The following is a 14,179-nucleotide window of genomic DNA, read 5'->3' on the forward strand; positions in this document are numbered from 1 at the left end:
AAAGTTAATGCTTTTTTAGTTGTCGAAGTGAAGTTACAGCGGTATTGGAAACTGAGTCAAATTCACTATTCGCCCAGCCACCATAGTATGATGAATAGTTAAAAATGATACTCTCACCCTCTGTTGCCAGAGGTGCAAAACTTTGTATAAGAGTTAATTCATTATTGTTTAATGCATTTTGTACGATGCCAAAACATGTAGAAAAGTTAGTCGCTTGAGGGCAGTTATTATACTTTATAAAAACGACGCGATTATCGTAAACTCCCCAAAAGTGTGTTGTCTCTTCACTCAATTCAACTTCATCGAGAGGGCCATCGGCACGTAAATTGAATCCCAATGTGCCATTGTCGTGAAAAACTGAGTAATAGATATCGTCATTTTCATTTACCCAATCTAGGTGCTCATACAAACCGGCAAAGCTTTGCACTGAGAGCGGCGGCTGCTCTTCGGCCTTCATAAACAGACTCATAGGTCTTTTTGTTGTATATACATGGCTTACATCTGGCGACACAAAAATATCGTCATCTTTGTGTTGGAAGAAGCCAACTTTATATTCATTGCCAGGGTTACCTACAAGCAAGTGATCCGCTTTGATCTCATAAGGAAGTTTTAGCTCTAATGACCCCTCAGTATGTGGAACCGTTAAAGGAATAGTCAGCTCGCTGGCAGAATCAAAGATGACCTCAACCACTCCTTTAAATTGTGTTTCACTGGCAAGATCATCGTGAACTGATGCTAATCGACCAACATATTTTTGTCCGAATTCTAAAGAGGGGGGGGCTACTTTGTGCAGGCGATAGGTGGCGCTTAAAGAAGCATAGTCAGCTAATAAAGGGGCTAAGCCAATATAGTCATCTACTTCGTAGCCATTTAATGAAGACAATACTTCGCCACTGTGCAGTGCATCATACACGACAAAGTTATCATCAACGTAAAGTGGCTCGATGTAATCGATGTTGCGACCTATCGTCACTTCTTCCCAACGAGGTGCACTGGCGTTTTCAAAGTCTTTAGAAAAACTAATCTCGGTTTCATTCACAGTGAAGTGCTCACCATCGAGTTTTCCAACTAGGCTAGCGTAATAAAAAGAGCGATCAGGTAACGAAACTTTCGCTTCTAAACGAGTTTCAGCGTTAGCGGTGAACAGCCCTAAAAATGTGAGTCTAGGGTCTATTGCTGTTGTAAAGTAGGCATCTTCGATTGCAGGAGCCGAGCGTTTGGCCATATTAAAAGTGTAGTTTTGCTCTAGCCCCTCGACATGGATACGCAGTTGCGAGTCAGACTCAGCGACGGCACGCAGCGTTGCAGTTTGTTGCTCACGCTCGCAATATGGGCCACACAAAGCAGGGTCAACAGCTAAGTTCACAGCGGTCGCACTATTGTTTAACTCATAGTCAAACTGCTTCATGGTGTCATCAATAATTAGCGCGCCGGCATCATAACCATTAAATACAATATTAAAATCATTAGCGCTGTTTGACCAAGCACCACGCAGTTCAGCGCGACTCAGACTGATATCATCACGCCATTGCTCGGGGTTGTCATCTACTTCAACGGTTAAAGAGTAGGCTTGGCTAAGCTCACCGTCGGAAACGTTCAGTGCTAATTCGTGACTGCCAATATCAAAAAAATCCGGTGCCAACGTTAACGTGGCGGTATTCTCGGTAAGGTCCACAGTGACCCATTGTGGTTTGTCTTCAATGGTAAAGGTGAGCGCATCACTTTCGTTGTCGCTCATCTCTAGAGTGACCGTGGAGCTTTGCAAAGCTTTAACCGTGTTGTTGGCAACGCCACTGAGCGATGGGGCCGTGTTTTGTGGTTGTGAAGGGGCACTTTGTGAATCAGAAGAGCTGCCACCGCAGCCAAAAAGAGACAGTGCAATAGCACTACAAAGAAGCGAATGTTTCATGTTTATTATGTAAGTCCTTGTTGATATTAGCAAGATGAGTCGCGCAGCTGTTCCAAGCGTGCGTACATATACTCGGTAAAAAAGCCATGCATTAAAAAGCGTTGGCTGAGGTTCCATGGCCCAACTAAATACAGTGGGTGTTTGTTGTAAGCCATTTCTGTGAGATTAGGTTCGCCAATCATTTGGCCAATGCGAATCGCCATAGATTGGTCTAGGTTAAAGCCATTAATGGCGTCGCGGTATTCGTCGCGTTTGAGCAGTAAACAAAACAGGCACATAAACAGTGCATGCGCACTTTCAAAGTCTAAAAACTGGCTCCAACGCTTTTCCACCTGAAAATCATCCATATTAACCGCTTGCCAATGGTGCCAATCAAGCTCAGCTTTAGGCTTTGATAGCGGTTGCCAATGGCCGAGCTGAGCAAAGGCTTTAAACAAGCACTGATCATGCTCAACAAAGCTGGCATGGCGCATATCATCAATGGTTTTTGGATACAGCGGCACCGGCTCAACATCGGCTTTATCACTATTGGCGATGATAAAATTCAAGATGTTAGACTCGGTGGCGTAGTGGCGCAAAATCAGCAAATTAGCCTCCACACTTACAAAGTGGCGACAAAACCAGCAAATCAGCTTTTGTAGTAGTCCATGGGCACTAAATTGGGGCAGCGGTAAACGTTTAAATAACCACACCAAATGCAGCAATATAGCGAATAGCCCTTGAAAAAGCGGGCGCACTAACCAGCGCAGCGGGTTGTTTAAGTCTTTAAGCCATAAATCCACAGCCGCTTGCTCAATGGGGATGGAATTATCAACGGCCAGCGCTTGCAACAGCGCTGAGTCGTTTTTATTGGCGCTATTATTAGCCATCGACTTCCTCCAATTGCAGGGCGTAAAGGCGAGCGACAACCTTGGCGGTGCGTAAAATAGCTTGCACTTGAGACTCGTTTTGACACACCCGGTCGATTAATTGATAAAGCTTTTCTAAGTGGGCATCGTCATTTTCGCCGTGGTAGCGCATAAAGCGAGTGTATTCACCCTCTAACGCGACACATTGCTCTATTTGCTTTGCCCAATCGCTGGCCATCTTGTGGCCTAGGCCTTCAATGATCCACATCGCGCCTATCATATCCACCGGGTTGGGCTGCGAGCCGCGATACATTAAAAACGCATGCAAGGCTTCGCTACCGGCGTTGCGAGGGGCGCTGAGAATATCGTCAAGTTGGCCGCCGGTGGCAAGGTAATCTTGCTCTAACACCTCGTAATCGCGGTGCTCTTCTTGGGCATGGCCAATGACCACGGCGCGCACATCGGCATAGTCTCTATCAAAGCTTGAGGCGGTTCGGGTGATCCAACGGGCTCCCTCAACCACCTGCTGGCGCAGATTAAGGAGTAATTTTTGGTAGTCGTGCACAGTAAACTGACCACGCTGTAGGCGCGCAATAATGTCGACGCGTCCAAGTTGGCGCTCAAAGTCGAACCAAATGCGCATTAGCCCTTGCAGGCACTGCTGGCCGTGCTCACTTAATACGTAATGTTCCATATTTACTCCTGTACCACGGTTAATTTCATGTAGGCGTTATTAAAGCGGCCGCTTTCCGGCACCATACAGATAATGGTATCGCCTACGCTATACTGCTGAGTGCGACGAAACTCATCGAGCATAATAAAAATAGAGGCGCAGCCGGTGTTGCCGCGTTCATACAAGTTGGTGTACCACTTATGCTCGGGAATATGGCAGCCAGCGCGCTTAAGCATGTCGAAGATGGGCTGGCGAAAATAGTCGGATGAGTAGTGACAAAGCAAATGGTCTATCTCGTCGACCTGGACACGGCCTTGGTCTAATAGCCTTAAAAAGCCATCCACGCCCAGTTTGACGATGTTATCGAGTAAGCGCACATCTTGGCGTAATAAAATAGCCCCTGCGGCCTCGGCATCGCGATAGCTCGGGTAATCCTGCCATGGCTTAGTGCTTTTATCCGCCGTACCCACCGACATACACACAGGATAGGCATCGGCGTGCGAAAAACTGCGGATCCACTCTATTTTAAAGCAGGTGCCACGGGGTTGGCGCTCGAGCATGAGGGCGCCCGCGCCATCGGAGAGCATCCAGCGTAAAAACTCGGCGTTAAAATCTAGCTGCGCGTCTGCGGCCTCATAACGGCTGGCTTTGAACAGCCGCGAGGTGAGTTCACTGGCGACCACCATGGCCGATTCGTGCTCGCCAGCCAACAGTTGTAAATAGGCATTCTTTAATGCCATTAAGCTGCTCGAGCAAATACCGTGGCTGGAGTGGATTTCTACATCACTGAGTGCCAGCTCGGCTTGCACCATAGAGGCAAACCCGGGCAGCACCAAATCACCTTGGCTGGTGGCTGCGCACAATAAGCCAAGCTGATGTTTATCAAGATAGCTTTGCGCAAGGCAGTCGGCACCCGCTTTAGCGGCCATTTCGGCGTTAGAAATAGTGGTGTTGTGATCGCTATCAATGGCGTAATGGCGTGTTTTAATACCATTGGATTGTAAAATGCGCTTTTTTAGGCGGCTTGCTTTGCCGTGCACATAACCCAGAAGTGGCTCAATTTGCTCATTATTAATGGCCGGGCCCGGCAAGTGATAACCCGTGCTGGTGATATAAACGCTCACGTTAAAGTCCTTTCAAACTGCTGCGCAAGCAGCGAATATTTTCTTCTAAATAAGGGAACACACACAGTACCGCCATAAAGGTTAAGTAAGCGGGTAAGAACCAAGAGCCACCGTGGGGGGATTCCATTGGGGTAAGCTGCATTTGGCCTTGCCAATTGAGGGTGACTAAATCGACCACCACCGGCCAATTAACTACTGCGATGAGCGCCAACATATAAAGCGGCAAGGTCGCCAGGTAACTGTGTGCGTGCATCTCCCATATGCTGATGTGGCGCTTACCCGTCGCATACGAGACATCCCAATGGGCCACCACCTCGTGCAGCAGCCAAGCGGCAAAGCATATCAGCAGCACCAAAACATTTACGCGATATAGCAAACACATCAGGATAGGGATACCCACTTGGATACCCATGACCGAGTGCATTAATGACTCTTTTAACCCAGAGGTGTGTTCGATATCGGTTGCGCGGTGACAACACCAGTCGATGAAGCCGGCAATGCCCCACAGCGGCAAAAAAACGAAGAGTAAGAGGTTGATTAGTATCTGTGCAGTATCCATAGCGTTCACACTTCCATGTTAGGAAGCAAAGATTACCACAGCAGCTAAAGGCGGAACAAATATTCGTGTTTAACGGCTGTTATGTGCAAGCTTCGACGCCAGTGTACGGATTTCTTGCGCGTTACTGTCAGACCACGCTTTGGCGCTGGCTTGATTGGCATCAAGCCACAGGTAACTAAGGTGCTCGTCGGTGGCCAGTTGGATTGGATAACGCTTGGGCAAGCACAATGAGAATACATACTCGGTATTCACCGTTGCCCCCGGTTGATAGCGATAGCGCCATTGCTCGCGGATAGCATAACGGTGGCAGCGCTGTTCATCCACCAGCCTGAGTTGCTGCTGGCTAATATCAATGCCGGTTTCTTCGAACACTTCGCGAGCTGCGGTAGCACAGGGGAGCTCACCTTCATCAATACCGCCGGTAACCGATTGCCAAAAGTCAGGGTCATCAGCGCGTTGTAGTAACAGAAATTCGCCCTCGAGGGTGTAGATAACTACGAGTACAGAGTAAGGTTGGCGTAGGCTCATATTCGTTGATAACTGCAATTAAAAGCACAGGGTGCATTAAGATTTAGGTATTGTCCATGGTGCTGATACGTAGGCCAACGCCTAGTCGCTCACTACGCAATTACGACCCTGATGCTTGCCCTGATATAAACAATTGTCTGCTTGTTTTAAAAGTGCGCCGGGGTGGGCGGTGGTTTGCTCAGTAGAGGCAACACCTATTGTGGTGGTCACCGAAATGCTGTGTTCGTGCGCTTGAATGTGGCAATGCTCCACCTGGCGCCGTACTTTTTCTGCCACATGGCGTGCTTGTGCCAAGGATGTATTGGGTAAAATAACACTGAATTCTTCACCGCCAATACGAGCAAAAATATCGTACTTACGTAAAATGGCGCTGATCTGCATGGTGGCTTCTTTGAGCACTATGTCACCGGCATGATGGCCATATTGGTCATTAATCTGTTTGAATAAATCAAAGTCGATGATCATTAGCGATACATGGGTACCATCTCGCTCTGCGCGAGCTAGTTGCTGCTGCAATTGTTCATTGAAATGACGGCGGTTATATAGCCCGGTGAGAGGGTCGGTTGTTGATTCGCGCAGTAAGGTGAGCTCCAAGCTTTTGCGGTCGGTCATATCAATCACCATGCCAGACCATAACACTGTGCCATCGAGCTGGCGCTTGGGAATAGCATGAGCGAATAACCATTTTTCTTCATTGTCTTCAAGCTCCACTTTAAACTCGCACTCCCAGTCATCTAGGCTTTGCGCGGAATTTAAAATAGAACGTACCACCCGCTGGCGATCGTCGTGGGCGATTTTGGTAAGCAAAGAGGCGGGGTCCTGTTGCACTGCTTCGGGTGCGACTTCAAAGATGCGCGTACATCCCTCGCTTATGTAAGGGAAGTGCCAAGAGCGCTCAGCCGTTAGCGCAAATTGATAAATCATTCCCGGAAGCACTTGTGCAAACGCATCCAGTCGATTCGAGAGGCTGACATTTTCGCTTTTATCGGTGAGCGAGCCTACTAAGTAATCTTGGCCATTATTCGCCGTGGTTTGCATGCGTTGGCTGTACTCAGTAAGCCAAATATAGTGGCCGTCTTTGTGGCGAAACCGAAAGTCGGATTTAAACACCCCTTGCGCCCCTTCTTTGCGCCAGTGGCGGGTTTGTGTGTCCTGTGCATCTAAATCCTCAGGATGAATATGTTCGCGCCACCAGTGCGGGCTTTGTACGAACTTTATGCGGTTGTAACCGGTAATGTGGCTTATCTGCGAAGAAATAAAACTAAAACAACAAGGCTCATCAAAGGGGGCTTTATAAATAGCGGCAGGGACACTGTCGATGATGGTTTTAAGCTCGTTTCTTACTTGCGTGAGCTGCTCCAAGTCATGCACGCGTTGGGTTATATCGATATGAGTGCCAGAGATCCACTCGGGTTTGTCATCTGCGGTGCGGGTCACCACTTTGCCGCAATCTCGAACCCAAACCCAATGACCCTGCTTGTGCTTCATGCGCACATCACATTGATAAACAGGGTCTTCACCGCTGAAATGGCGGTCAAAGGCAGCATCTGATGCGTGTAAGTCCTCAGGGTGGGCGTACAGCAGCCAGGTATCAATTGAAATGGGTGAAAGCTCATCCAACGTATAACCAATAATATTGGCCCAGCGCTCATTTAACACAACCTCGCCGGTTTGCATATTCCACTCCCACGTGCCGGCTTGAGTGCCCTCGATTAAGGCCTCCAAACGCTCAGCATTGGAGCGCTGTCGGTAACCCTCAAAATGTTCGCTCAATGAGACCACTAAACTACTTTGGTTGCCCTGACACCACTGCGCTGTAGCAATAAAAGTACGTTGTTCAAGTTCAACTTGCAGGGTAATGTAGGGGGCTTGCTTGCAAAACGTAGTGAACACACACACATCTTGATTGTTAAAAAATGAAAAATCATCAAAATGCAGACCTACATAGCGCTCAAGCTGAGCGGGGTGCGCAGCGCTGCAAACTCCTTGCGAGTCGAAAATAAGCAGTGATGTGTGCGACTGTGTCTGCAAAGTGCCTCCTTCCTTAGCCAAAACAATGACCTATTTAAGGTACCGATACTTTAGAGTGTATTTATTTCGATAGCTCATACAAAAGTATAGGCTAATTATTAAAAGCTATTTATTTTTAGTGCGTTACTAGATTAAAAAATGAGAAAACCGCAATATTTTTGCACTCAATACGTTTAGCTTGGGTTCATTGGCGCACATTTACAGTAAAGTTATTGCGAAATGGTCAACAGACCAATTAAGGAGGTTGCTATGCGACTGACAGCTTTATGCTTAACTACGTTACTGGCCGGTGCCCTTCCTACGAGTGAGGCAATGGCTAAGCCTGAACACTTCACGCCCCCAGGCCATGCGAAAAAAATGCACCAAGGCAAAAAACATAAGCACAAACACAAAGAGCGCTATGAGCGCCATCATCACTGTGATCATTACAGCCATAGATACGACGATGACTACTGGCGTATAGGCCGACATATTGATGATGACGTATACCGTCATGGCAAAGTTCTGAGGCGAGACCGCCATGGCCACGTAATTGTGGATATGCACGGCGATGTGTTCCGGCTATTAGAGAACAGCCTAGAAATAGTCGAGATTATCAGCCGGAGACATTAATTTTTAAAAACGCCTCAGTGAGGCGTTTTTTATGTGCAAAGCACTTCATTACTTTTTGTTTGTTATATGATAGCTTTTAACTAACTTTATAAATAACAAAGCTTTTTGTGAGTAGCGACTTTTACAACACCCATGCTGAGCGCTTAGCTGAACAGTATCTAAGCACTGACTTTGAGCAGGTACATGAGCAGTGTATGCCATATATTGTGCCGGTACTGAGCAAGGCTCGCGCTCGGATCCTTGATATTGGTGCTGGAGCAGGTCGTGACGCGCGCTATTTTGCTGAACAAGGTAACCAAACTCAAGTCTATGCTGTGGAGCCAGCGGAACTGTTAGCTCAGCTCGGTGAGCAGCATACGCAAGGCTTACCTGTGACTTGGCTCACGGACTCATTACCAGCACTTCACGCCGTGACAAGATTAGAAATCAGTTTCGATCTTATTTTACTTAGCGCCGTTTGGATGCACATTCCGGAGTCTCAACGCGAGCGCTCGTTGCGTAAACTGACCAACTTACTTAAACCAGGTGGACAAATTGTTATTTCCCTGCGTTATGGTCAAGGTGAGCATGAGCGTAGCGAGCGAGCTATGTATCAAGTTTGCGCTGACTCGCTTAAAGCGATGGCTCGCAATTTGGGCCTTAGTTGCACTCTATGTACTGAACGTGAGAGCGATAAGCTAAAACGTGAACAAGTAAGCTGGCAAACGCTGGTTTTTCGTTTACCAGATGATGGTTCGGGTGCATTTCCGCTGATCCGCCATGTGGCGTTAAATGATGGTAAGTCAGCGACACATAAGCTCGCCTTAATGCGAGTGCTACTGCGTATTGCCGATGGCCACCCCGGTGCTGTAATACGGCGCGAGGATAATCGCGTGATATTGCCAGCTGGCTTAGTTGCTCTTTATTGGTGCCATCAATATAAAACCTTAATTGATCACTACAGCCTTTATCAAACGCCCAATAAAAGCCCCAATATGGGTTTTATGAAGAAAAATGGTTGGCACAAATTAGGCCACCTCACCGCCTCAGATCTGAAAGTCGGGAATGGCTTTAAAGGAGAAGAGGCAAAATCTGTGTGTCGCACGTTGTCGCATGCGGTGAGTAACATTCGTGATATGCCTTGTCGTTACATTACTTTCCCTAATACGCAGCAATGCGTGTTTGAACTCAGTAGTTCGGTAGTGCGAGCTACTGAGTTACTATTTCTTGATTTTCAAACGTTATGCAAATGGGGCGAGTTCTCTTTGCCTGAGCACACCTGGACAGCGCTCAATCGCTATGCCTGCTGGATTGAGCCTGTTCTAGTCAATGAATGGGCTAAAACCATGCAATCCTATCAAGGTAACAACCAGTACCAGTGCCCCACTAAGCGTCATATTTTTATGGAAGCATTGAGTTGGTTGGAACCGAAAAGAACGACAACCGAGGTACGCCAGCGTTTCGACGAATTGCGCCATGCAGGTGAGAATTTATCTTGTGTCTGGACAACCCGTAAGCTGCAACGAGAGTATGACATTGATCATTGCATGCCCTTTGCGCGATGGCCCAATAATGACCTGTGGAATTTGCTTCCCGCATCAGCTCAAGCCAACAACGAAAAGCGTGACCGCTTGCCAAGTGTGCAGCGCCTAGAAGCTCAAGAAGGTTTAATAAAGCACTGGTGGCGTAGTGCTTGGCTTAATACTGGCGATGCAGCGAATCGACAAAAGCAACGGTTTTTTGCAGAGGCTAACCTGGCTCTGCCGAATTTAGATATTAATAATACCTCAGTCGATGATCTTTTCGACGCCTTAGTGTTGCAGCGTGATCGTTTACGAGAAATGCAACAGCTTCAAGAATGGTGATGCCTTACTTTTAGATTTTATAAAGCTCGAAGCTTTATCTTCATTACTCATTCCACCACCTTTAAAGTACGGTACTCGTCGTAGGCGAATTGGTCGGTCATACCGCTAATGTGGTCTTGAATGAGTCGACAGCGGTGGTAAAACTCGTACAGGTGAAAGTATTCGGCGTTTTTATCCAGCGCAGCAACGGCCTTTTCATAAACGTTGAGGTATTTTCCCGAGAGTTTCTTCACTATGCGTGTGGCAATTAAAAAGTCTTTGTGGTGGCTCAGTACTTGGGTGAATTGCTCATGGTTTAGATCGAGTAGCACTTGGTATTCATCAAGCAGGCCGGAGATGATTTTATAGCCTTGTAGCTCGAGCTTTTCAACTTCGGGGTGACAAAATACGCGTTCACGAGCGACTGTTTTCAAGGCATCGGTAATGGCTTGGTGGTGGCTGCCATCTTCGATTAATGAGGCGTTGAGAGTGCCCGCGTACACCTGCTCTATGTTGTCTTTAAAGCGCGTTGCCGCATGCTCGACCAATGGGTGTAAGAGTTTTACACGCAGATAAATGAAAAAGGTGTTGTTGTAGTTGAACTCGGCCTCATCTGCTTTTTGTAGGGCAAACTCGCAGGCTTTGGCCACCAGGTCGCTGTAACCTTGCTCTGCGGTATCCAGTGCGGCCAGTCTCTGGCGATAAGCGTCATCTAAGTAGTGCACCAATTTCTCCACCGAGAGTATGCCTTTTTCTACCGCGTCTTCCATATCGGCTAAGCAATAAGCGATGTCGTCGGCGGCCTCCATAATGTAGCTGGCGGGGTGACGACAGCCATTATCCATTTCTAAGGCATCACGCAATTGAGCGATGAATGCGGCCTCGCTGTGGTAAAAGCCGACTTTTTTCATAAGGTAGCTTTTATCTTCAGGGCGCGCGTCTTTCGCCATAGTACCGGGGCGAGTGTATTTAAGAATGGCCGCTATTTGGCTGTAACTTAAGTTCAGCGCTAACAGCGAGTGAACAGCGCGGATCGCTTGCGCGTTGCCTTCGAAGCTTTGTAAATCAAGCATTAGCTTGTGCTTTAGCGGGTGTGTTTGCGCAAGCGTTGGCAACGGGCCAAAGCGTTGCTGCAGGTAGCGGGCAAACCAGTGGTTGATGGCGGCCTCACCAAAATGGCCAAAGGCCGGATTACCTATATCGTGCATCAAACACGCCATTTCCACTAAGGTCTCAAAGGGCCGCTCCATGTCGGTGAGGCCATAGTGTGCACGCTCTTGTGCATTGAGCTTAGAAAACAGTTTTTGCACAATAAAGCGGCCGTTTTGCTGTACCTCTAGAGAGTGGGTGAGGCGTGAGCGTACGGCGGCATTGCGCTCTAATGGAAATACCTGAGTCTTTTGCTGCAACCGACGTATGCCGGAGGAATTGATGATGCGGCCGCGATCGCTCTCTAAGCTGGTATGCAAAGTTTTCAGCGGGTTCACTTGGCGTGCGGTGTTTATTTTTGTAGTAAAATCCATACGTCCGCCTCAGTAGTAAATTGAATTCTATAGTATGCTTTCTGGTATCACATTTACATATGTTGTTTTATATTTCTAACCTGCTGTACTAGGGTCTGTTGATCTTTGCTGTTCTATTTTTGTTCTCTTTGAGCGTGCTTTTATCGCGGCGCTCGATGTGTGGCCTAGTAATCTAAGCGAATATTGAGCAACAATGAGAAAAGTGCGCTCAAAAGAACCGTTCGGCAGCACTTGATTGGCTTTTCTACTGTGTTATCGGCTGGCTCACATAGAATAACTATGCCACGCAGCCTCTGCCTTGTATAAAACCCAATCAAACTGCTGCAAAAACGAACTTGAAAGGTCAACAGACCCTAGTTGATAGCAAGAGCCACAATCTATAGTGTTGTACCTTCAAAAGGGATTTAAAAAGGACTTTATATGTTAAAGGTACATGTTTGGTTGCCACACGGAGAAATGGTGGGCCATACTTCGCTTTCATTTGACACATCTTATATCAGTTTTTGGCCAGCAGAAGGGGCTGGCAGAAAAGATTTAAAGTTAAAGCGCAGGCAACCTGGGAACTTTATGGGAGCATTGGAGCAAGACATCCAATCTGAAGGAGGCAGAAGACCTATTACTGTGACCATTTTGGCTGCAGATGTTGACGCTTTGGAAGATTACGTCGTTTCCCTGTTAAATAATATCCCCCAGTATCAGTTAGCTAAATTTAATTGCTCTAATGTAGTGGCTGATTGCCTAAAAGTAGCCTGTGGGAAGCAGCCCAGCTTCAAGCCTAGCGCAAGAGCCTACGGGAAGTTGGCAGGAGTGTTGGGAAGAGGTATCTGGACTCCCCATGAGGTACTGCGTTACGCTAGAGAATTGGCCGGCGAAAACGAGGTACAGCTATGAAAATCATTTATCACCCAGGTTACAATTACCGGCTAGGACTTTTAAGGTATTTACATCCTTTTGAGGGGGAAAAGTTCTTAAGTGTAATAAATGATTTAAGCAAACAAGGAGTTGAAGTAGATTGTATCAGTCCAACCGAGCCTGTTTCTATGGATATAGTAAACGAGTATCTGAACAGCCTAATGCAGAAGTGTGTTCAGAGTAAAATACTGATATTTCGAGCTTTAGAAGTTTCTAAAATTCCGTTTATTAGCTTCAATTACCTACACAAAAAAATACTTAAGCCTATGCGCTTGGCGGTAGCCGGAACACTTCTCGGTGCAGAGCGAGCGCTGGACTCGGGCGGGGTAATGTGGAATTTATCCGGTGGCTTCCATCATGCCAGCTATCAGTTTATGCAAGGCTTTTGTATTTATAATGATATTGCTATAGCACACCAACAGTTAATCAAAAATGGTCGACTAAGCACTGATGACAAGGTGCTTATTATTGATGTTGATGCCCATCATGGAAACGGCAACGCGTTTAGCTTCCGTGAGCAGACTAATGTGCATTTGCTCGATGTTTATAACGAAGACATTTATCCCTTATCTGGTTTCACGCGGGAACAAGTGGATTTTCCAGTTCCTCTAACCAGTGGCACTTTGGGGGAGGAATATTTAGCAAGGCTGTCGAGTGCCCTAGAGCTTACCGACAGTGATTATGCGCTGGCATTTATTGTGGCAGGGACAGATGTACTTGCTGAAGATAAGCTGGGGGGATTAGGACTCAGTGTTGAAGATGTTGCCGCCCGGGAAAAAATGATTTTAGAGCACTTGCAAAAACATAAGATTCCGGCAGTTGTAACTGGAGGGGGTGGGTACTCCAAACAAAGCGCAAAAGCTGTGAGTGCAGCCATCAAGGCGTGCGCATCGTTGTAAAATATCGCAAACGTATCTCTTTATTCAGAAACTAGTGTGCATTCAACCTAGCCCACGGCACGTTGGTACGTGGGCAAATCGAAAAACAGCGAACTCATATTGGCAATGCGCTTCAATGCTGCCTTTTCTTGGTCCTGCCATTGTGGCACTTGCGTGCGGCTTTCACAGCAAAGCACCCCTCTTGGCTCGAAGTTATCGTGCAGCACGTAATCAAGCAAAGAGTAAAAGCCACATGGCTCAAAGTAGCCTGCGACCATATGTTTGGTAAACGGGTGGTGACGCACATCTTCAATCGCAAGAAAATCATGGCTGAATAGCGCAGAAAAATAAGCCTGGGCTGTATCTTGGCCAATAACCCCGCCGTCAGAATAGGCGCCGGTGTGTTTATCAAATTTAGCGATGCACACAATGCTTGAGGTGTTTTCATTGGCCACCCAAAGGCTTACGACATCGGCTTGGGGAACATGCTCTGCTGCAGTGTGAACTATCTTTTGCAGCTTTTCTATGTGGCTTAAACCTGGGTTAGTTAAAGCCAAGTTAAGCTGAAATAAATCAACCATTTGCCACTCTCCTCACAACAATAACGTTGTGACTATGCCCAATCTTGCTCCGTACGCTAGATGCGTAACTGGAACTTTACTGCGCCAGTGTGAGCCACTGACAATTATTTATTATAGGCACCACACGGCGTTGTAGCCTGACTATTTTTGCACGTTCGCTCAATACCACTCGCACCAG

General features: G+C 47.1%; 13 protein-coding genes. 4 read left to right on the forward strand and 9 right to left on the reverse strand.

What is annotated here, in order from left to right:
• Window positions 1-4: 4 nt before the first annotated feature.
• The 7 genes from W04_RS01935 to W04_RS01965 form a co-directional block, all read right to left on the reverse strand.
• A complete protein-coding gene (locus W04_RS01935) occupies window positions 5-1,909 on the reverse strand; it encodes a hypothetical protein (protein WP_053909583.1) in 1,905 nt (634 codons plus the stop codon).
• 26 nt (window positions 1,910-1,935) lie between these two features.
• Complete coding sequence (locus W04_RS01940; protein WP_045980172.1) at window positions 1,936-2,778, reverse strand: hypothetical protein; 843 nt, start codon at window positions 2,776-2,778, stop codon at window positions 1,936-1,938.
• Window positions 2,771-3,451 carry an iron-containing redox enzyme family protein gene (locus tag W04_RS01945; protein ID WP_053909584.1) on the reverse strand — a complete coding sequence of 227 codons (681 nt, stop codon included), beginning with the start codon at window positions 3,449-3,451 and terminating at the stop codon, window positions 2,771-2,773. Before W04_RS01945 ends, W04_RS01940 begins: the two co-directional genes overlap by 8 nt.
• A gap of 2 nt (window positions 3,452-3,453) precedes the next feature.
• Window positions 3,454-4,554, reverse strand: coding sequence for a beta-ketoacyl-ACP synthase III (locus W04_RS01950; RefSeq protein WP_053909585.1), 1,101 nt, complete (start codon window positions 4,552-4,554; stop codon window positions 3,454-3,456).
• A gap of 1 nt (window position 4,555) precedes the next feature.
• Window positions 4,556-5,113 (reverse strand): hypothetical protein, encoded by a 558-nt coding sequence (locus tag W04_RS01955; RefSeq protein WP_053909586.1) that lies wholly within the window; start codon window positions 5,111-5,113, stop codon window positions 4,556-4,558.
• Between the two features lie 69 nt (window positions 5,114-5,182).
• Window positions 5,183-5,641 (reverse strand): dihydroneopterin triphosphate diphosphatase, encoded by a 459-nt coding sequence (nudB, locus tag W04_RS01960; RefSeq protein WP_053909587.1) that lies wholly within the window; start codon window positions 5,639-5,641, stop codon window positions 5,183-5,185.
• Window positions 5,642-5,722: 81 nt separating this feature from the next.
• Entirely contained in the window at window positions 5,723-7,672 is a 1,950-nt protein-coding gene (locus W04_RS01965) for a sensor domain-containing diguanylate cyclase (RefSeq protein ID WP_053909588.1), read from the reverse strand.
• Between the two features lie 249 nt (window positions 7,673-7,921).
• Between W04_RS01965 and W04_RS01970 the strand changes: the two genes are divergently transcribed.
• Window positions 7,922-8,284, forward strand: coding sequence for a hypothetical protein (locus tag W04_RS01970; protein WP_053909589.1), 363 nt, complete (start codon window positions 7,922-7,924; stop codon window positions 8,282-8,284).
• 107 nt (window positions 8,285-8,391) lie between these two features.
• On the forward strand, window positions 8,392-10,128 hold the full coding sequence (locus W04_RS01975; RefSeq protein WP_053909590.1) for a methyltransferase domain-containing protein: 1,737 nt from the start codon (window positions 8,392-8,394) through the stop codon (window positions 10,126-10,128).
• Between the two features lie 47 nt (window positions 10,129-10,175).
• Here W04_RS01975 and dgt read toward each other — a convergent pair whose 3' ends face one another.
• On the reverse strand, window positions 10,176-11,630 hold the full coding sequence (gene dgt / locus W04_RS01980) for a dGTPase (RefSeq protein WP_053909591.1): 1,455 nt from the start codon (window positions 11,628-11,630) through the stop codon (window positions 10,176-10,178).
• Between the two features lie 420 nt (window positions 11,631-12,050).
• Here dgt and W04_RS01985 point away from each other — a divergent pair, with 420 nt between their 5' ends.
• Both W04_RS01985 and W04_RS01990 read left to right on the forward strand, forming a co-directional pair.
• Window positions 12,051-12,521, forward strand: a complete 471-nt coding sequence (locus W04_RS01985; protein ID WP_231657976.1) for a hypothetical protein — start codon at window positions 12,051-12,053, stop codon at window positions 12,519-12,521.
• Complete coding sequence (locus W04_RS01990) at window positions 12,518-13,441, forward strand: histone deacetylase (RefSeq protein ID WP_053909592.1); 924 nt, start codon at window positions 12,518-12,520, stop codon at window positions 13,439-13,441. The genes W04_RS01985 and W04_RS01990 overlap by 4 nt, the downstream gene beginning before the upstream one ends.
• Window positions 13,442-13,488: 47 nt before the next feature.
• Here the strand turns inward: W04_RS01990 and W04_RS01995 are convergent, their stop codons facing one another.
• Window positions 13,489-14,001, reverse strand: coding sequence for a GAF domain-containing protein (locus W04_RS01995; RefSeq protein WP_022946437.1), 513 nt, complete (start codon window positions 13,999-14,001; stop codon window positions 13,489-13,491).
• Window positions 14,002-14,179: the final 178 nt, after the last annotated feature.

The sequence above is a fragment of the Pseudoalteromonas sp. SW0106-04 genome, from assembly GCF_001293805.1.
In the GTDB taxonomy this organism is placed as follows: Bacteria; Pseudomonadota; Gammaproteobacteria; order Enterobacterales; family Alteromonadaceae; genus Pseudoalteromonas; species Pseudoalteromonas ruthenica.

Bases quoted from the DNA above. Each gene is read 5' to 3' on its own strand.
- W04_RS01935 (WP_053909583.1), bottom strand. From the start codon at position 1,909: ATGAAACATTCGCTTCTTTGTAGTGCTATTGCACTGTCTCTTTTTGGC.
- W04_RS01940 (WP_045980172.1), bottom strand. From the start codon at position 2,778: ATGGCTAATAATAGCGCCAATAAAAACGACTCAGCGCTGTTGCAAGCG.
- W04_RS01945 (WP_053909584.1), bottom strand. From the start codon at position 3,451: ATGGAACATTACGTATTAAGTGAGCACGGCCAGCAGTGCCTGCAAGGG.
- W04_RS01955 (WP_053909586.1), bottom strand. From the start codon at position 5,113: ATGGATACTGCACAGATACTAATCAACCTCTTACTCTTCGTTTTTTTG.
- nudB (WP_053909587.1), bottom strand. From the start codon at position 5,641: ATGAGCCTACGCCAACCTTACTCTGTACTCGTAGTTATCTACACCCTC.
- W04_RS01970 (WP_053909589.1), top strand. From the start codon at position 7,922: ATGCGACTGACAGCTTTATGCTTAACTACGTTACTGGCCGGTGCCCTT.
- dgt (WP_053909591.1), bottom strand. From the start codon at position 11,630: ATGGATTTTACTACAAAAATAAACACCGCACGCCAAGTGAACCCGCTG.
- W04_RS01985 (WP_231657976.1), top strand. From the start codon at position 12,051: ATGTTAAAGGTACATGTTTGGTTGCCACACGGAGAAATGGTGGGCCAT.
- W04_RS01990 (WP_053909592.1), top strand. From the start codon at position 12,518: ATGAAAATCATTTATCACCCAGGTTACAATTACCGGCTAGGACTTTTA.
- W04_RS01995 (WP_022946437.1), bottom strand. From the start codon at position 14,001: ATGGTTGATTTATTTCAGCTTAACTTGGCTTTAACTAACCCAGGTTTA.